The organism is Methylobacterium sp. D48H, from assembly GCF_053345715.1.
Genome location: NZ_JBKFAP010000007.1, coordinates 90,953 through 108,587 on the forward strand (window position 1 = coordinate 90,953; position 17,635 = coordinate 108,587).

General features: G+C 70.4%; 15 protein-coding genes. 6 read left to right on the forward strand and 9 right to left on the reverse strand.

The window, feature by feature from the left end; all coding sequences use genetic code 11:
• Positions 1 to 129: 129 nt before the first annotated feature.
• The gene (gene infC / locus ACLBX8_RS14675) at positions 130 to 651 is read left to right on the forward strand and encodes a translation initiation factor IF-3 (RefSeq protein ID WP_020092802.1); all 522 of its coding nucleotides are present in this window, start codon (positions 130 to 132) and stop codon (positions 649 to 651) included.
• A 303-nt stretch (positions 652 to 954) separates the two neighbouring features.
• Positions 955 to 1,740 carry a HesA/MoeB/ThiF family protein gene (locus ACLBX8_RS14680; RefSeq protein ID WP_447715417.1) on the forward strand — a complete coding sequence of 262 codons (786 nt, stop codon included), beginning with the start codon at positions 955 to 957 and terminating at the stop codon, positions 1,738 to 1,740.
• Here the strand turns inward: ACLBX8_RS14680 and ACLBX8_RS14685 are convergent.
• The 5 genes from ACLBX8_RS14685 to rpmI all read right to left on the reverse strand — a co-directional run bounded on the left by ACLBX8_RS14685 (position 1,729) and on the right by rpmI (position 7,011).
• Complete coding sequence (locus ACLBX8_RS14685; RefSeq protein ID WP_447715418.1) at positions 1,729 to 2,610, reverse strand: DUF1186 domain-containing protein; 882 nt, start codon at positions 2,608 to 2,610, stop codon at positions 1,729 to 1,731. The two genes, ACLBX8_RS14680 and ACLBX8_RS14685, sit on opposite strands and share 12 nt — an antisense overlap.
• A 9-nt stretch (positions 2,611 to 2,619) precedes the next feature.
• The gene (pheT, locus tag ACLBX8_RS14690) at positions 2,620 to 5,040 is read right to left on the reverse strand and encodes a phenylalanine--tRNA ligase subunit beta (protein ID WP_447715419.1); all 2,421 of its coding nucleotides are present in this window, start codon (positions 5,038 to 5,040) and stop codon (positions 2,620 to 2,622) included.
• A 99-nt stretch (positions 5,041 to 5,139) separates the two neighbouring features.
• A complete protein-coding gene (gene pheS, locus ACLBX8_RS14695) occupies positions 5,140 to 6,222 on the reverse strand; it encodes a phenylalanine--tRNA ligase subunit alpha (RefSeq protein WP_447715420.1) in 1,083 nt (360 codons plus the stop codon).
• 156 nt (positions 6,223 to 6,378) lie between these two features.
• Entirely contained in the window at positions 6,379 to 6,756 is a 378-nt protein-coding gene (gene rplT / locus ACLBX8_RS14700) for a 50S ribosomal protein L20 (RefSeq protein WP_012320099.1), read from the reverse strand.
• Between the two features lie 51 nt (positions 6,757 to 6,807).
• Entirely contained in the window at positions 6,808 to 7,011 is a 204-nt protein-coding gene (gene rpmI, locus ACLBX8_RS14705) for a 50S ribosomal protein L35 (RefSeq protein WP_007561407.1), read from the reverse strand.
• A 464-nt stretch (positions 7,012 to 7,475) separates the two neighbouring features.
• Here rpmI and ACLBX8_RS14710 point away from each other — a divergent pair, with 464 nt between their 5' ends.
• The 3 genes from ACLBX8_RS14710 (at position 7,476) to dapE (ending at position 12,359) form a co-directional block, all read left to right on the forward strand.
• Positions 7,476 to 8,606, forward strand: coding sequence for a glycosyltransferase family 4 protein (locus ACLBX8_RS14710; RefSeq protein ID WP_447695280.1), 1,131 nt, complete (start codon positions 7,476 to 7,478; stop codon positions 8,604 to 8,606).
• A 148-nt stretch (positions 8,607 to 8,754) separates the two neighbouring features.
• Positions 8,755 to 11,100 carry an amylo-alpha-1,6-glucosidase gene (locus ACLBX8_RS14715; protein ID WP_020092796.1) on the forward strand — a complete coding sequence of 782 codons (2,346 nt, stop codon included), beginning with the start codon at positions 8,755 to 8,757 and terminating at the stop codon, positions 11,098 to 11,100.
• 80 nt (positions 11,101 to 11,180) lie between these two features.
• Entirely contained in the window at positions 11,181 to 12,359 is a 1,179-nt protein-coding gene (dapE, locus tag ACLBX8_RS14720; RefSeq protein ID WP_447715421.1) for a succinyl-diaminopimelate desuccinylase, read from the forward strand.
• Here dapE and truA read toward each other — a convergent pair.
• The 4 genes from truA to recR form a co-directional block, all read right to left on the reverse strand.
• The gene (gene truA / locus ACLBX8_RS14725) at positions 12,341 to 13,102 is read right to left on the reverse strand and encodes a tRNA pseudouridine(38-40) synthase TruA (RefSeq protein WP_447715422.1); all 762 of its coding nucleotides are present in this window, start codon (positions 13,100 to 13,102) and stop codon (positions 12,341 to 12,343) included. The genes dapE and truA overlap by 19 nt on opposite strands.
• Before the next feature lie 220 nt (positions 13,103 to 13,322).
• Entirely contained in the window at positions 13,323 to 14,252 is a 930-nt protein-coding gene (fmt, locus tag ACLBX8_RS14730; protein ID WP_447715423.1) for a methionyl-tRNA formyltransferase, read from the reverse strand.
• A 7-nt stretch (positions 14,253 to 14,259) separates the two neighbouring features.
• Entirely contained in the window at positions 14,260 to 14,775 is a 516-nt protein-coding gene (gene def, locus ACLBX8_RS14735) for a peptide deformylase (protein ID WP_091680823.1), read from the reverse strand.
• Positions 14,776 to 14,879: 104 nt separating this feature from the next.
• A complete protein-coding gene (recR, locus tag ACLBX8_RS14740) occupies positions 14,880 to 15,485 on the reverse strand; it encodes a recombination mediator RecR (RefSeq protein ID WP_020092791.1) in 606 nt (201 codons plus the stop codon).
• A gap of 415 nt (positions 15,486 to 15,900) precedes the next feature.
• Here recR and ACLBX8_RS14745 point away from each other — a divergent pair, with 415 nt between their 5' ends.
• Complete coding sequence (locus tag ACLBX8_RS14745; protein WP_020092790.1) at positions 15,901 to 17,520, forward strand: phosphoenolpyruvate carboxykinase; 1,620 nt, start codon at positions 15,901 to 15,903, stop codon at positions 17,518 to 17,520.
• The last annotated feature ends 115 nt before the right edge of the window (positions 17,521 to 17,635 follow it).

Here is a 17,635-nt window from a genome sequence, read left to right on the forward strand (position 1 = left end):
GCCGCGGTTCCACCAACGTTGTATGTCCGGATGAGACCGGAGCGGCTGGCGGTCAGGAGATCTTCCTGAAGATCCGCCGTTTCGCCGTTGCAGCAGGAGACCTAAGCCATTCGTAGACCGATGAGAGCCATGCCGGCCCCGCAGAAGGACGGGCCGCGCGCCAACCGCGACATTCGCGGTGTGCGGGAAGTGCAGCTGATCGACGACACCGGGCAGAACCGCGGCGTCGTTCCCTTCTTCGACGCCCTCAATCTGGCCGAGGAGGCCGGTCTCGATCTCGTGGAGATCGCGCCGAACTCCGTGCCGCCCGTCTGCAAGCTGCTCGATTACGGGCGCTTCCGCTTCAACGAGCAGAAGAAGCAGAACGAGGCCCGCAAGCGGCAGAAGACCGTCGAGGTGAAGGAGATCAAGCTCCGCCCCGGCATCGACAAGCACGACTACGACACCAAGATGAAGTCGGTGCACCGCTTCTTCGAGGAGGGCGACAAGGTCAAGGTGACCCTGCGCTTCCGCGGTCGTGAGATGGCTCACCAGGATATCGGTCTGCGCCTCCTGGAGCGCGTGAAGAGCGAGACCGCCGAGATCGCCAAGGTCGAGAGCGAGCCGATGCTCGAAGGCCGGCAGATGATCATGATCCTCGCGCCGCGCTGAGCGGCCCGGATCCGGATCCGGAGACGCGAGACCCGCGCCGCCTCCTCACCGGGGCGGCGTTTCGCGTTCCGAGCCCTCGAACAGCGGATCGTGAGAGGCTATATCGCTTCCTGCTGGTCACCGCACCGCCGTCTCTGCGAGCGGAGCGAAGCAACCCAGTGTCGCGCTGCGCTGAGAGACGTCCCGCTGACCTGGGCCGCTGCGCTCGCGATGACGAGGTCGAAACGTCGGCCGAGATTCCGACGAGCCTTCGAGACGCGCCCGATCCTTCCATGCGCGGCCACGGCAGTCTATGGGCAGGCCATGGCCCTCGCTCCCGATGAGATCGAACGTTACGCCCGCCACCTCGTCCTCGCGGAGGTCGGCGGTCCCGGTCAGGCCCGGCTCAAGGCCGCCCGGATCCTCGTCGTTGGGGCGGGCGGCCTCGGCGCGCCGCTGATCCAGTACCTCGCCGCCGCGGGGATCGGCACGATCGGCCTCGTCGACGACGACACGGTCTCCCTGTCGAACCTGCAGCGGCAGGTGATCCACGGGACGCCGGATCTCGGTCGGCCGAAGGTCGAGAGCGCGGCCGACGCGGTGGCGCGCCTCAACCCGCACGTGTCGGTGGTCCCGCACCCGTTCCGGATCGACGCGGACAACGCCGTCGACCTGATCGCCGGCTACGACCTCGTGGCGGACGGGTCCGACAATTTCGCCACGCGCTACGCGGTGTCGGACGCCTGCTTCCGGGCGCGTCGGCCGCTGGTGACCGCGGCTCTGGGCCGCTTCGACGGCACGCTGACCACGATCCGGGCGCACGAGACGGGGCCCGACGGGACGCCGAACCCGACCTATCGCTGCCTCTTCCCGAACCCGCCGCCGCCCGGCAGCGTGCCCGCCTGCGCGGAGGCCGGCGTGCTCGGCGCGCTCGCCGGCGTCATGGGCTCGCTGATGGCCATGGAGGTGATCCGGGCCGTGGCGGGCTTCGGCGAGCCCCTCGTCGGGCGCCTCCTCATGGTCGACGCCCGCGCCATGCGGTTCGAGACCCTGAGCTACGGCTGGGATCCCGAGAATCCGCTCAGCGGCAGCGGCATCTCAGCGGCCTAGGGGTTCCGGCGGCATCCAAGGCCCCTCCGCCTCGGCCTTGCCGAGGCAGCACTTCTTGAACTTCTTGCCCGAGCCGCAGGGGCAGGGATCGTTGCGGCCGACATCCTTGAACGGGTTGCGCTGCGGCTCGCCCGCGCCCTCCTCGGCCCAGTCGAGAGCCTCGACCGGATCGTCGAGGTAGCCGTACTGGTAGGGCCCGAGCCGGTCCCGGTCGTCCGGCTTGGTCTCGGCCTTGCGCAGGGCCTCCTTGAACCAGTCGGCGTCGCTGATCTCGTCGGTCAGCCGTCCGTCGGCGCGGGCCGCGGCCGCGCGGGGCGCGAGGTCCCGGAAGCCGAGATGCGCGATCGTCTCCTCCCAGCCGACCCAGGCCGTTCCGTCCTCCACCGCGGCCTGCGCGTCGTCGAAACGGACCAGCAGGTCGTGCATCGCGGCCCGGTCGATCCGTCCCTCCAGGGTCAGGAAGGTGCAGGCGCACATCAGCGCCATGCGCGCGTGATCGTCGACCGTGCTGTCCAGGATCAGCCGGAACAGCGGCTGCGGATCGCCGTCGAACAGGCTCGCCACGACCTTGGCCAGCGTCGCCGTGACGGCGTCACCCAGCACCGCGTCGAGGGTCTCCTCGTCGTGCCGGAGCAGCCTGAGGAGCGGCGCGAGGGCGCGCGTGTCCCGGGCATGGGCCATGACGTGCAGGCCCCAGAACAGGAGGTTCGTCTCCTCCGCCGCCAGCTCGCGCCCGTCGGCGGCCGCCTCCAGCAGCGGCAGCGTCGCCTCCGCGACGGCGGCGGGGTGGTTCAGGGCCTCCCGCAACGCCGCCTTCGGCCGGTACTCGGCCGCCGCGAGGTCGTCGATGAGCAGGGCGATCCGGTCCATGGCGGCGCCTCAGGCCCGGAGCGTCGCGCCCGTCTTGCGGGTGACCTCGGCGACGATCCTGGCGCTCACCGCCTCGATCTCCGCGTCGGTCAGGGTCCGCTCGACGGGCTGGAGACGCACCGCGATCGCCACCGACTTCGCGCCGTCCGGCACGCCCGGCCCCTCGTAGAGGTCGAACACGTCGACACCCGTCACCAGCTTGCGCTCGGCGTTCTGGGCGGCCTTGACGATGTCGCCCGCCGGCACGTCGCGGCGGACCACGAAGGCGAAGTCCCGCGACAGCGGCTGGAATTCCGACAGTGCCAGGGCGGCCTTGGCCTTGGTCGGCTTGAGCTTGGGCAGGGGCAGGGCGTCGAGGACGATCTCGAACGCCACGAGCGTTCCCTTCAGGTCGAGGGCCTGCAGCGTCCGCGGATGCACCTCCCCGAACCAGCCGATCTCCGTCTTCGGACCGAAGCGCAGCGTGCCGGAGCGGCCGGGATGCAGCCAGGACGGGCCGCCGGGCGTGATCTGGAGGCCGCCGGTCGGCACGCCCAGGCTGCCGAGCAACGCGATCGCGTCCGCCTTGGCGTCGAACGCGTCGACGGTCGCCGCCGTGCCGTCCCAGTGCCGCCCGGCGCCGGCCAGGGTCGCGCCGCCGCGGCGGACCGCCGCCGCGCGGACGGTCTGGCCCTCCGGCACGTCGGAGGCGAAGCACTGGCCGACCTCGAACAGGGCGGCGTCCGGGTAGCCGCGGTCGGCGTTGCGCTGCGCCGCGCGCAGGAGGCCCGGTACGAGGCTCGGCCGCATGTCGGACAGCTCCGAGGCGATCGGGTTGGCCAGCACGAGGTCGGCCCCGCCGCCGCCGAACAGGACGGCGTCGTCGTGCGGCACGAACGACCACGTGACCGCCTCCATGAGGCCTCGACTCGCCAGGGCGCGCTTGGCGAGGCGAGTCCGCTTCTGCATCACGGTGAGCAGCGGGCGGCCGATCCCGGCGAGCGGCGGCAGGGGCTCGGCCACGATCCGGTCGAGCCCGGCGATGCGGACGACCTCCTCGACGAGGTCGGCCTTGCCCTCGACGTCGGGCCGCCAGGACGGGGGCAGCACCGTCACCCGGTCCCCGGTGCCGGAGACGTGGAAGCCCAGCGTCTCGAGGATCTGCTGCATCTCGGTGCGCGGCACGTCCAGGCCGGCGAGGCGGCGGACCTCGGTCCAGGGGAAGTCGATGCTGCGCCGGGATTCGGGCGGCGCGCCGGCAACGTGCGCCTCGGTCGGCGTTCCGCCGCAGAGATCGACCACCAGCCGCGTCGCGAGGTCGAGGCCGGGCAGCGTGAAGGCCGGGTCGACGCCCCGCTCGAAGCGGTAGCGCGCGTCGGTGATGATGCCGAGCCGTCGGCCCGACTGGGCGATGTTGGTCGGGTCCCACAGGGCCGACTCGATCAGCACGTCCGTGGTGCCGGCGTCGCAGCCCGAGGCCTCGCCGCCCATGATGCCGGCGATGGATTCGACGCCGTTCGCGTCGGCGATCACCACGGTGTCGTCGGTCAGCGTGTGGGTCCGGCCGTCGAGGGCGCGCAGGCTCTCGCCCGCCCGCGCCCGCCGCACGGTCAGCGTGCCGGCGACCTTGGCGGCGTCGAAGACGTGCAGTGGCCGCCCGCGGTCGAAGGTGACGTAGTTGGTGATGTCGACGAGGCTGTTGATCGGCCGCAGACCGATGGCGCGCAGCCGGGCCTGCATCCAGGCCGGCGACGGGCCGTTCCGGACGCCGCGCACGAGCCGCAGCGCGAACATCGGGGCGAGGTGCCGGTCGGCCGGATCGAGGGCCAGCTCGACCGCGACCGGGCAGGGACCCTCGCCGCGCAGCGCCGGCAGCGCCTCGCCCTTGAGCGTGCCGAGGCCGGCCGCCGCGAGGTCGCGGGCGATGCCGTGGACGGAGGTGCAGTCCGGCCGGTTCGGCGTCAGGTTGATCTCGATGACCGGATCGTCGAGCCCGGCGTAGAGCGCGTAGGCCTGGCCGACCGGCGCGTCGGTCGGGAGTTCCAGGATGCCGTCATGGTCGTCGCCGAGGCCGAGCTCGGCGCCCGAGCACAGCATGCCGTGGCTCTCGACGCCGCGGATCGTGCCCACCGACAGGGTGATGTTCTTGCCCGGGACGTAGGTGCCGGGCGGCGCGAAGACCGAGACGAGGTCGGACCGCGCGTTCGGGGCGCCGCACACCACCTGCACGGGGGCGCCCGTGCCGGTGTCGACCGTGCAGACCCGGAGCCGGTCCGCGTTCGGGTGCTGCTCGGCCGTCAGGATCCGGGCGATCACGTAGGGTTTGAGCGCGGCGGCCTTGTCCTCGACGCCCTCCACCTCAAGGCCGATCCGCGTGAGCGTCTCGGCGACGGTGTCGAGGGAGGCCTCGGTGTCGAGGTGGTCCTTGAGCCAGGAGAGGGTGAATTTCATGATGGACCTTCGAGAGCCCGGTATCGGCTCGACCGTCGGAGGAACAGGATCGCGGGGCCGTCGCCGGGGCCGGGGGGGCCGCGGCGGGGCCGGGGCGGCTCAGCCCGTGAGGCCGCCCACGAGGCTCGGCACGTCGAGCGGGCGGAAGCCGTAATGGTCGAGCCAGCGAACGTCGGCCTCGAAGAACGGGCGCAGGTCCGGCATGCCGTATTTCAGCATGGCGATGCGGTCGATGCCGACACCGAAGGCGAAGCCCTGCACGGCGTCCGGGTCGAGCCCGCAATTGCGCAGCACGTTCGGGTGGACCATCCCGCAGCCCAGGATCTCCAGCCAGTCGTCCCCCTCGCCGAAGCGGATCTCGCCGCCCTTGCGCGAGCACTGGATGTCGACCTCGGCGGAGGGCTCGGTGAATGGGAAGAAGGACGGGCGGAAGCGCATCTTCACGCCGTCGACCTCGAAGAACGCCTTGCAGAACTCCTCCAGCACCCATTTCAGGTTGGCGATGTTGGCCGCCTTGTCGATCACCAGCCCCTCGACTTGGTGGAACATCGGCGTGTGGGTCTGGTCGGAATCGTGCCGGTAGGTCCGCCCCGGGATGATCACGCGGATCGGTGGCGTCTGCGCCCGCATGGTCCGCACCTGCACGGGCGAGGTGTGGGTGCGCAGCACCTTGCGCTGCCCGTCGCGGTCGGGCGCCAGGAAGAAGGTGTCGTGCATCTCGCGGGCCGGGTGGCCGGGCGGGAAGTTGAGCGCCGTGAAGTTCAGCTCGTCCGTCTCGATGTCCGGACCCTCGGCGACCGCGAAGCCCATGTCGGCGAAGATCGCGGTGATCTCGTCGATCACCTGGGAGATCGGGTGGATCCGGCCGCGCACCTCGGGGGCCTCGCGGACCGGCAGGGTCACGTCGACCCGCTCGGAGGCGAGGCGGGCCTCCAGGGCGGCCTCCGCGAGTTCGGTCTTGCGGGCGGTGACGGCGCCCTGGACCCGGTCGCGCAGCCCGTTGATCAGGGGCCCGCGCTCCTTGCGCTCCTCCGGCGTCATCGACCCGAGCGTCTTCAGCAGATCCGAGACGCTGCCCTTCTTGCCGAGCGCGGCGACGCGGACCGCGTCGAGGGTGGCCTCGTCGGAGGCCGCGCTCACCTGGGCCAGGAGGTCGCGTTCCAGGGTGTCGAGATCGGTCATCGCTGTCTTCGAGCAGGGTTGGCGGAGTCGGCCGTCGGGCCGTGCTCTCGCGCGTTGCGGGCGCCGGCGCAAGCGCGGGGCGCGGGACCTCGTAAACGACGAAGGCGCGGCTCCCTGGGGAACCGCGCCTTCCGTCCGTCTCGCCTCAGGCCTGGATCAGGCGGCCTTGGCGGTGTTCTGCGGCAGCGCGGCCTTCGCCTTCTCGACGACGGCGGCGAAGCTCGCCGGCTCGTGGATCGCCAGCTCCGACAGGGCCTTGCGGTCGACGACGATGCCGGACTTCGCCAGGCCGTCGATGAAGCGCGAGTAGGTCAGGCCGTGCTCGCGGACCGCCGCGTTGAGGCGCTGGATCCAGAGGGCGCGGAACGTGCGCTTCTTGTTCTTGCGGTCGCGGTAGGCATACTGCATGCCCTTCTCGACCGCCTGCTTGGCGATGCGGATCGTATTCTTGCGCCGGCCGTAATAGCCCTTGGCGGCCTTCAGAACCTTCTTGTGCTTCGCGTGACTGGTCACGCCGCGCTTGACGCGGGCCATCGGTTATCTCCTGGATTCGACGAAAGACAGTGGCAACGGGTGTTGAAGGACTTACCGCGCGTTCGGCAGGAAGTACTTCTTCACGTTGGCGGCATCGCCCTCGAACAGGGTCGTGGTGCCGCGCAGGTTGCGGATCTGCTTGGTCGTCCGCTTGATCATCCCGTGGCGCTTGCCGGCCTGGGCGTACATCACCTTGCCGGTGCCGGTGATCTTGAAGCGCTTCTTCGCGCCCGATTTCGTCTTCAACTTGGGCATTTGGCTCTCCGTTGCGCGAAATGATCCCGGACCGACCCGGGAGGATCGGATGGGGTTCGCGCGCTGATGCTTCTGGTGGAGCAGCACGAGCCGCCACGGCAGCCCTATCGGCCGGGCGGTTCGACGCGGGGCGGCTTATGACAGAAAGCTGACGCGGCGGCAACGCCCGCGGATCGGAGCACGAGATCGAGATCCGGTGGAACGCGTCGCCGGGCTCCGGCGTATCGAGCCCTGACCGGGCTTCTCTGCACGACGCCGGCGCCGGCGAGCCGGCAACGGCGGGGCAGCGGCCGTTTCGCCCGTGCTGATTCGGAGGAATTCGGGGACGGCTTGCGCGCCGCACAAAACGGCGAGGGACAGCGGGTGCGCCAGGAACCATAACCTTAGCCGTCGGTTTCATTCATGTCCCGCTCAGGCCGGCAGGGTTAGACCCCCCGTCAAATTGGCCAACCAGGAGACACTTCGTGCGCATTGCCCAGATCGCTCCGTTGTCGGAGGCCGTCCCTCCGAAGTTCTACGGCGGCACCGAGCGCGTCGTCAGCTGGATTACAGAGGAACTGGTTCGCCAGGGCCACGAAGTCACGCTGTTCGCGAGCGGTGACTCCGAGACGACTGCCAAGCTCGCGGCCTGCACGCCCGAGGGCCTGCGCCTGCTCGGCTACCGGGATCACACGGCCAGCCACCTGGCGATGCTGCATCAGGTGCACCGCCGCGCGCACGAGTTCGACATCCTGCACTTCCACATCGACCTGCTTCAGTACCCGATGTTCGAGGATCTGAACCACAAGTGCATCACCACGATGCACGGTCGCCTGGACGTGCCGGACTTCATGCCGGTCTACCGCACCTTCACGGGCATGCCGCTGGTCTCGATCTCCGACAACCAGCGCCTGCCCATGCCGCCGACCTCCAACTGGCTGGCGACGATCCATCACGGCCTGCCGGCCGAGAACTGCCCGTACTACCCGGAGGCCAAGGGCGGCTATCTCGCCTTCCTCGGCCGGATCTCGCCCGAGAAGCGGCCCGACCGCGCGATCGAGATGGCGATCCGCTCCGGCACGCCCCTGAAGATCGCCGCCAAGGTCGACAAGGCCGATCAGGATTACTGGGACGAGGTCATCGAGCCGATGATCCACCACCCGCTGATCGAGTACATCGGCGAGATCAACGAGGAGCAGAAGAAGGACTTCCTCGGCAACGCCCTGGCGCTCGCCTTCCCGATCGACTGGCCGGAGCCCTTCGGCCTCGTGATGATCGAGGCGATGTCGGCCGGCACCCCGGTGATCGCGTTCCGCAACGGTTCCGTGCCGGAGGTCATCAAGGACGGAGTGGGCGGCGTTCTCTGCGAGAACATGGACGACGCCGTGGCCGCGGTCGCCAAGGTGAAGACCATGAGCCGCGCCGGCGTGCGCCGCCACTTCGAGAGCGCCTTCACCGCCGAGTGCATGGTGAAGAAGTACGTCGCCGCCTACGAGGACCTGCTCGCCCGCGGCGCCGACGTGATCAAGCTGCCGAAGTCCGGCTTCATGCCGCAGTACGGCGAGGTCAACGGCTCCGCGCGTCCGGCAATCCCGGTCGCCGCCATGCCGGCCTGAAAGCCGGCACCGGGCTTGCGAGGCGGGGCCGGCTCGGCCTAGCGTCTTAAAGGCGACTCATCCGTAGGGTGAACAAGGGCTGCTGCATCGAAGGGATGCAGCAGCCCTCTCGATTCGCACCCCTCACTTGCACCCGGAGATGCCCTGCATGGCGGCGGACAACACGGCAGCGGCCCACGATGCGAAGGCCCGGACCGCGGCGAGCGCCGGAAGCGTGGCGCACGGATTCCAGGACGCGGACGACGTCCTCCCGACCTATCACATCGAGGCGCAGACCTCCCTGGTCGAACGGCCGCTGCGCTCGCTGAAGTTCGGCGAGGCCTTCGGTGTCCTCGATTCCTACGGCGACATCGGCGTCCAGCCCGGGCCGGAAGGCCTCTATTTCCAGGACACGCGCTACCTCTCGCGCCTGGAGGTGACGGTCGAGGGCCAGCGCCCGCTGATGCTCTCCTCGGTGATGCAGGACGATAACGGCGCCCTCAGCGTCGACATGACGACGCCCGACATCCGCATCGACGCCCACGACGAGACCTCGATCCCCCGCGAGACGATCGCGATCGAGCGCACCAAGTTCCTGTTCCGCGGCGCCTGCTACGACCGGATCGGCCTCCGCTCCTACGATTCGAAGCACCGGCGCCTGCGCATCGCCGTCACCTTCGACGCGGATTTCCGCGACCTCTTCGAGGTCCGCGGGACAGATCGACAGGAGCGCGGCAAGCGCGGCGTGCTCGTGGCGAGCGACCGCGAGGTGCAGTTCCGCTACGTCGGCCTGGACGAGATCGTCCGGACGACCTCCCTGCATTTCGGCCCGAAGCCCGATTCGATTGAGCCCGGCAAGGTGGTGTTCGACGTGTCGCTCCCGCCGGAGGGCCGGACCTCCCTGTTCATCCGCGTCACCTTCGAGGCGCACCGGGCCTTCACCAAGCCCCCGACCGACACGATGGTCGGCGAGGACGCGGCCGCCAAGCTGACGCTCGCCGCCAATGCCGGCGGTGCCCGGCGCGAGCCGAAGGATCTCGGCGAGGGGACGATCTTCGCCCGCGCCTACCGCGATTCGCGGCGCGACCTGCGGGCGCTGACGGCGGGCATCACCACGATCATCTCGTCGAACGACCAGTTCAACGAGGGGCTGTGCCGGGCGACCGCCGACCTCTACATGCTCGCGAGCCGAACCCCGGAGGGCATCTACCCCTTCGCCGGCATCCCCTGGTACTCCACGGTGTTCGGGCGCGACGGCATCATCACCGCGATGATGGCGCTCTGGATCGACCCGAAATTCGCCCGGGGCGTGCTGCGCTACCTCGCCTCGACCCAGGCCAAGGCGGTCGATCCGGCCGCCGACGCGCAGCCCGGCAAGGTCCTCCACGAGACCCGGCGCGGCGAGATGGCGATGCTCGGCGAGGTGCCGTTCCGGCACTATTACGGCACCATCGACGGCACGCCACTCTTCGTGATGCTGGCCTGGGAGTACTACGCGGTCACGGGCGACCTCGAGACCGTGCGGGCGATCTGGCCGGCCCTCGAACTCGCGCTCGAATGGATGGACCGCTACGGCGACCGCGACGGCGACGGCTTCGTCGAGTACGCCCGCGACACCGACAAGGGTCTCGAGAACCAGGGCTGGAAGGACAGCCACGACTCGATCTTCCACACCGACGGTCACCTGGCCAAGGGCCCGATCGCCCTCTGCGAGGTGCAGGGCTACGTCTACGCCGCCAAGAACGGCATGGCGAAGCTCGCGGCGCTCCTCGGCCACGACCCGATGGCGGAGCGCCTCACCCAGGAGGCGGCGAGCCTGCGCGAGCGGTTCGACGCGGCGTTCTGGAACGAGGAGATCGGCACCTACGCGCTGGCACTCGACGGCGCCAAGAAGCAGTGCGCGGTGCGCTCCTCCAATGCCGGCCACGCCCTGTTCACCGGCATCGCCAAGCCGGAGCGGGCGGCGCGGGTCGCAGAGACGCTGCTGTGCAAGGACGGCTTCAACGGCTGGGGCGTGCGCACGATCGCCAAGGGCGAGGCGCGCTACAACCCGATGTCCTACCACAACGGCTCGATCTGGCCGCACGACAACGCGCTGATCGCGATGGGTCTGGCGCGCTACGACCGCAAGCACGAGGCCGCGCGCATCTTCCAGGGGATGTTCGACACCTCGCTCTACCAGGACCAGAAGCGGCTGCCGGAGCTGTTCTGCGGCTTCATGCGCCGCAAGCAGCGCGGCCCGGTCTCGTACCCGGTCGCCTGCAGCCCGCAGGCCTGGGCGGCGGCGGCGCCGTTCGCGTTCCTGGCGGCCTGCCTCGGCCTCGAACTGGACCACGAGCGCAACCGCGTCCGACTCAAGAACCCGATCCTGCCGGGCTTCCTCGACGGGGTGACACTCTACAACGTCAAGCTCGGCGGCTCGCGCCTGGACATCCGGTTCCAGCGCTACGACGACGACGTCACCGTGTCGGTACAGCGCCGCCACGGCGACGTGCAGGTCGTGGTGACCAAGTAGGGCCCGGGACGGGAGTTCCGGGGCGGCCCGCTTCGGGTTAAGCGGGCCGCGCGGCACGTCGCGCCGCCGAGGACGGGTTCATGCCGGCAGATCATCACGCCCCCGACGCGGCCCTGCGCCTCGCGCAGGACCTGATCCGGTGCCCGTCCGTGACGCCGGAGGATCGGGGCGCCCTCGACGTCGTCGCCGACGCGCTCCGGCCGGCCGGCTTCGCGGTCGAGCGGCCGGTCTTCTCGGAGCCGGGCTATCCCGACACGCCGAACCTCTACGCCCGTGTCGGGCGGGACGGTCCGTGCCTCGTCTTCGCCGGCCACACCGACGTCGTGCCGGAGGGCGCGGGCGCGTGGCGCCACGATCCCTTCGCGGGCGCCGTGGCCGACGGGATGCTGTACGGGCGCGGAGCGGCCGACATGAAGGGCGGCGTCGCCTGCATGCTCGCGGCGACCCTCGCCTTCCTCGACCGGCGCGGCGCCGATTTCGGCGGCTCCATCGCGTTCCTGATCACCGGCGACGAGGAGGGACCGGCGGTCAACGGCACCGTGAAGCTCCTCGACTGGGCGCGGCGCCGGGGCGAGCGGTTCGACCACTGTGTCCTCGGGGAGCCGACCAATCCGGGCCGGCTCGGCGAGATGATCAAGATCGGTCGGCGCGGGTCGCTGACCGGCAAGCTCACCGTTCTCGGCCGGCAGGGCCACGTCGCCTACCCGCACAAGGCCGAGAACCCGATCCCGGGCCTGCTGCGTCTCGCCTCGGCGCTGGTCGCCGAGCCGCTGGATCGCGGGACGGCGCATTTCGACGCCTCGAACCTCGAGTTCACCACGATCGACGTCGGCAACCCGGCCACCAACGTGATCCCGGCGACCGCCCGGGCGACCTTCAACGTCCGCTTCAACGACGACTGGACGGCCGAGAGCCTGGGCGAAGAGATCCGCCGGCGCCTGGAACAGGCGGCCGGGAACGCGGTGCGCTTCAGCCTGGATCTGCAGCCCTCGAACGCGCCGGCCTTCCTGACGCGGCCGGACGCCTTCGTGACGCTGGTCGCGGAGGCGATCCGGGCCGAGACCGGCCTTACCCCGACGCTCTCCACGACGGGCGGCACGTCGGATGCCCGCTTCATCAAGGATGCCTGCCCGGTGATCGAGTTCGGCCTCGTCGGCGAGACCATGCACCAGGTCGACGAGTGCGTGGCGGTCGCCGACCTAGAGCGGCTGACGGCGATCTACGGGCGCGTGCTCGACGCCTACTTCCCCGGTTCGTAGTCGACGCCCACGAAGGTCAGCCCGGCGGCCGGGGCCAGCGGCCCGCACCGGCGCTTGTCGCCCGAGGCCAGGATAGCGGCGACCTCGTCCGCCGAGAGGCGGCGGCAGCCGGCGAGCATCAGCGTGCCGACCATCGCCCGCACCTGATGGTGCAGGAACGAGCGCGCCGACGTCGCCACAACGATCTCGTCGTGGAGCGCCATCGGCGCGCGGGCCACGTCGAGCTGCTCCAGCGTTCGGATCGGGCTGTTCGCCTGGCACTCGGCGGCCCGGAAGGCCGAGAAGTCGTGGCGGCCGACGAGGCGCTGGGCGGCTTCGTGCATGAGGTCCGCGTCGAGGGGCCACGGCACGTGCCAGACATGGGCGCGCGTCAGCGCCGCGGGGCTGCGCCGGTTGAGGATGCGGTAGCGGTAGTGCCGGCGGATCGCCGAGTGGCGGGCGTCGAAGCTGTCCGGCACGGTCTCGGCGGACAGGATCGCCACCGGCTGCGGCCGCAGATGGGCGTTCAGGGCGTCCCGCACCGTGTCGGTCCGCCAGTCCTTGGCGAGGTCGAGATGGGCGACCTGATGGATCGCGTGCACGCCGGCATCGGTCCGGCCCGCGCAGGTGAGCCGGGCCTCCTCGCCGGAGAAGCGCGTGACCGCCGCCTCGATCGCGCCCTGGACCGTGGGATCGTCCGCCTGCCGCTGCCAGCCGCAGAACGGACCGCCGTCGTACTCGATGACGAGCTTGTAGCGGGGCATCAGCCGGCGCCCTCAAGGTCTCTCGATAGCGCTCCGAAGTTCGATCTCGCGATACGGCACAGAGCTTTGAAATGATGCGCCCGCGATCGTCTCTGCGAGCGTGGCGAAGCGATCCGGCGTCGCGCCGAGCCTCGCCAGGGTGCGCTGCCCTGGGTCGCTTCGCTGCGCTCGCGATAACGGGTCGGGCCGCGCGCCGAATGCCGTGAACGGGCGACGCGCATCAGCCGAGGCGGGCGCCGGGCGTCAGGCGGGCGCCGCGGACGAACTCGGCCCCGCTGGCGCTGCCGCCCTTCCCGGCGCGGCGCAGCTCCAGCAGCCGGACGGCGCCGTCCCCGCAGGCGACGGTGCCTTCGGAATCGCGCAGCGTGCCCGGCGCGCCCGAACCCTCCGCCGGGGCGGCGCGGAGCACCTTCACGCGCTCGGAGCCCTTGCCGAGATCGACCTCGAAGAAGGCGCCGGGGAACGGCGACAGCCCGTTGATCCGGTTGGCGACCTCAGCCGCCGGGCGGGACCAGTCGATCCGCGCCTCGTCGTTGGTGATCTTGTGGGCGTAGACGATTCCGTCCTCCGGCTGCGGCGCGAAGGTCAGCGTGCCCGTGTCGAGCGCCGCGAGGGCCCGCGCCATCAGGTCGGCGCCGAGGGGCATAAGCGCGTCGTGCAGGGCCCCCGCCGTCATGCCCGGGGTGATCGGCAGACGCGCCTCGAGGGCGACCGGGCCGGTGTCGAGGCCGGCCTCCATCCGCATCACGCCGACGCCGCTCTCGGCGTCGCCCGCCATCACGGCGCGCTGGATCGGCGCCGCGCCGCGCCAGCGCGGCAGCAGGGATCCGTGCAGGTTGAGGCAGCCGTGCCGCGGCGCGTCGAGGATCGCCTGCGGCAGCAGCATCCCGTAGGCCACGACCACCGCGACGTCGGCCCGGTGCGCCGCGAAGGTCTCGGCGGCTTCGGGCGTGCGGAGCGTCGCGGGCGTCAGCACCGGCGCGCCGAGCGTGTCGGCCAGCGCGTGGACCGGGGAGGGGCGCAGGCTCATGCCGCGGCCGGCCCTGGCGGGCGCGCGGGTGTAGACCGCTGCGATCCCGTGCCCGTCCTGCGCGAGCCGCGCCAGCGTCGGCACCGCGAAGTCCGGCGTGCCCATGAAGACGACGCGCATGACAGGCTCAGGCCGCGTCGCGCTTGGCCGCCTTGGTGAACTTCTTGATCACCCGGTCGCGCTTCAGCTTCGACAGGTGATCGATGAACAGCACGCCGTTCAGGTGGTCGATCTCGTGCTGGATGCAGGTCGAGAGCAGGCCGTCGGCCTCGATCTCCTGCTCCTTGCCGTCGAGGTCTCGGAACTTCACGCGCACCCGGTCCGGGCGCTCGACCTCGGCGTAGTAGTCCGGGATCGACAGGCAGCCCTCGTCGTAGACCCGCTTCTCCTCGGACGACCAGACGATCTCGGGATCGATGAAGACCCGCGCGTCGCGGACGCCTTCCTCCTTCGACGTGTCGATCGTCACGACGCGCTTCGCCACGCCGATCTGGATCGCCGCCAGCCCGACGCCGGGAGCGTCGTACATCGTCTCGAACATGTCGGCGACGAGGGTCCGGATCTCGGCGGTGATCGGCCCGACCGGTTCGGAGCCCAGGCGCAGGACGGGATCGGGAAGGATGACGAGCGGGCGGATGGTCATGGCGGGAACCGGCAGGGAAGGCGCCGGGACGGGTCCGGGCTCACCGTCGAATAGGATGCGGCCGAGGACCGGTCAAATACCGGTTCGCGACCTGTCGCCGACCCTCAGAACACCGTCCGGCTGCGGATCGCCGCCGAGAGCGTGCCCTCGTCGAGGTAGTCGAGCTCGCCGCCGACCGGCACGCCGTGGGCGAGGCGCGTGACCTTCACGTCGCAGTGTCGGATCGATTCCGTGACGTAGTGGGCGGTGGTCTGGCCGTCGACGGTGGCGTTGAGCGCCAGGATGACCTCGGTCACCTCGGGCCGGGCCACGCGCTCCACGAGGCTCGCGAGGTTCAGGTGCTCCGGACGGACGCCATCGAGCGCCGAGAGGACGCCGCCGAGCACGTGGTAGCGCGCCTTCACGGCCCCGGACCGCTCCAGCGCCCAGAGGTCGGACACATCCTCCACCACCACGAGCGTCGTCGGATCGCGCTCGGCGTCCCGGCAGATCGTGCACGGGTCTGAGGTGTCGACGTTCCCGCAGCTCGTGCACACGATGATGCGGTCGGCCGCCACCCGCATCGCGTCGGCGAGGGGCCCGAGCAGCGTGTCGCGCTTCTTGATGAGCTGCAGGGCGGCCCGCCGCGCCGAGCGCGGTCCGAGGCCCGGCATGCGGGCGAGGAGCTGGATCAGGCGCTCGATCTCGGGGCCGGCGACGGCTTGGGGCATCGTGCCTCTGGGGCGAGGAAGGGGCTGCGGATCGGGACGGGCATAGACGGCGCCGGGGGCCGCGCAAGGGTCCGCGCGCCGATGCGGTCCATCGTATGTGGTATATGGGTATTCCGACGTCGCTGCGCCGGTGGCATTATGCTGCACGACGAACGGAACTGCTTACAGACCTGGGTTCCTGAGTCCACGACTGTGGTCTAACCTGTTTGTACACGTTGCGGGCTCCCGGCGGAGCCCATTATGACAGCGAAGCTTCGCCGCCTACGCGGGCGTGGGATGGCGAGCGGCCGGGAACGGAGAACCTGCGTGCGGCGGTCCTGTACGACCGCACGGACGTCTCCCGGGCAAACCCGGACGGCGGTGCCGTCCGGCTCAGTCGCGTCGACGGTCGAACAGGGGCCCGGGAGATACGATCATGACCAACATCGGTGATCACAACGCGGCCCACGGCGCCGAGGCGGCGGGCTTCCGCGACCTCAAGGCCGTCCACTGGAATTTCGAGGCCCCGCGCCTCTACGAGGAGGCCCTGTCCCGCAAGGAGGCGCAGCTCGCCCGCGGCGGCGCCCTCGTCGCCACCACCGGCAGCCATACCGGCCGCTCGCCCAAGGACAAGTTCGTGGTGCGCGACGCCGGTACCGAGAACGAGGTCTGGTGGGACAACAACGGCGCCATCACGCCCGAGCAGTTCGAGACCCTGCGCCAGGACTTCCTGAAGCACGCCGAGGGCAAGGAGCTGTTCGCCCAGGACCTCTACGGCGGCGCCGATCCAGCCTACCGGGTCAAGGCCCGGGTCTTCACCGAGTTCGCGTGGCACTCGCTGTTCATCCGCAACCTGCTGATCCGTCCGGACCGCTCCGAGATCGCGTCCTACGTGCCGGACATGACGATCATCGACCTGCCGAGCTTCCAGGCCGATCCCGCCCGGCACGGCTGCCGCTCCAAGACCGTGATCGCCATCGACTTCTCGAAGAAGCTCGTGCTGATCGGTGGCTCCGCCTACGCGGGCGAGATGAAGAAGTCGGTCTTCACCTACCTGAACTACATCCTGCCCGGCCAGGGCGTGATGCCGATGCACTGCTCGGCCAACGCGGCGCTAGATGCCGAGGGCGGCTCGGCGATCTTCTTCGGCCTCTCGGGCACCGGCAAGACGACGCTGTCGAACGACAGCTCCCGCCAGCTGCTGGGCGACGACGAGCACGGCTGGTCGAACGAGGGCATCTTCAACTTCGAGGGCGGCTGCTACGCCAAGACCATCCGCCTCTCGCGCAACGCCGAGCCGGAGATCTACGCCACCACCGAGCGCTTCGGCACGGTGATGGAGAACGTGATCATCGATCCGGTCACCCGCGCACCGGATTTCGACGACGCGTCGCTCACCGAGAACACCCGCTGCGCCTACCCGCTAGACTTCATCGCCAACGCCAGCGCCTCCGGCCGGGCCGGACATCCGAAGAACATCGTCATGCTGACCTGCGACGCCTTCGGGGTGATGCCGCCGATCGCCAAGCTCACCGGCGCCGAGGCGATGTACCACTTCCTCTCGGGCTACACCGCCAAGGTGGCCGGCACCGAGCGCGGCCTGACCGGGCCCGAGGCGACCTTCTCGACCTGCTTCGGCGCGCCGTTCATGCCGCGGCATCCGAGCACCTACGGCAACCTGCTGCGCGACCTCATCGCCAAGCACAGCGTCGATTGCTGGCTGGTCAACACGGGCTGGACCGGCGGCGGCGTCGGCACCGGCCGGCGGATGCCGATCCGCGTGACGCGCCGCCTGCTGAGCGCCGCCCTCGACGGCTCGCTGGCGCAGGCCGAGTTCCGCCGCGACCCGTATTTCGGCTTCGCGGTGCCTGTCTCGGTTCCGGGCGTCGAGCCGCACATCCTGACGCCGGTGAAGACCTGGGCCAACAAGGGCGCCTTCGTGGAGACGGCGGCGCGGCTCGTAAAGATGTTCGACGATAACTTCAAGCGGTTCGAGGCCCATGTCGACGCCGACGTGCGCGCCGCCGGGCCGACCGCGCAGGCGATCGCGGCGTAAACCGAGAGCGGGCGGCCCGCGGGGCCGCCCGTTCCGTTCGTCTTAGCGAGCGCAGCGAAGCAGCCCGGTCGCGCTACGCTGGATCGCTTCGCTGCGCGCGCGAAGACGGTTCAGA